This is a genomic window from Bartonella sp. SD1336NMGDW (genome assembly GCF_042193565.1).
Lineage (GTDB): Bacteria > Pseudomonadota > Alphaproteobacteria > Rhizobiales > Rhizobiaceae > Bartonella > Bartonella grahamii.
Window position 1 is genome coordinate 1 of record NZ_JBHILW010000092.1, and the last position, 641, is coordinate 641.

Annotated in this window: 1 pseudogene; it reads right to left on the bottom strand. The window is 41.2% G+C overall.

Annotation, left to right across the window (positions count from 1 at the left end):
* Positions 1-641: pseudogene (locus ACFIKH_RS09325) on the bottom strand (hypothetical protein); the annotation flags it as partial.

The following is a 641-nucleotide window of genomic DNA, read 5'->3' on the forward strand; positions in this document are numbered from 1 at the left end:
AATACTTAGTTTAGTGCCGCCTGTTTCCTTAGCAATGGTGATAGCACCCGATCCCCCCGCACGGAGACTACGCGCTAGAGTTATCTCTTCTTCTTGCTTAACAAGGATACTGTCTCTTACATCGACAATCTCTTCATTCAAAGTGGTGAAAGTACTGTTAACACCTTCAAAAGCATCAGCAACATTATGATAAGTCTTCTCGTCACCTTCTACGCCATCAGCACCAAATTGCGCAACTTTGAAATCAGGTTTTGTCCATTTGCCTTCCTCATACTTAGTATCGCCACCAAAATATTTAGCAAGGGCTGTGTTCGTAGAATGGAGCTGTGAGCCATTCACCGCATCGGTTGATTTTTTTGAGAGCTCACCATCCTTAAGAAACGTGATCTTGCTGTTTGTTTTCTCATCTTCTTTTTCTCCATGTTTTGCAGTAAAGGCATTTTCATCTTTGTTCCATGATAAAGAATCTTGTGCAACACCTTGTGTCACATCTTTGATCCGCTGATTCACATTCTTGATACTCGTATCAATGCCTTCAAAAGCTGTACCAACATCGGTAAAATTAGCTTCTTCTTCCTTACCGTCTTTAGAAATCTTAGATAATTTATAGGTGGGTCCCGTGAAAGCACCATCTGTAAAGG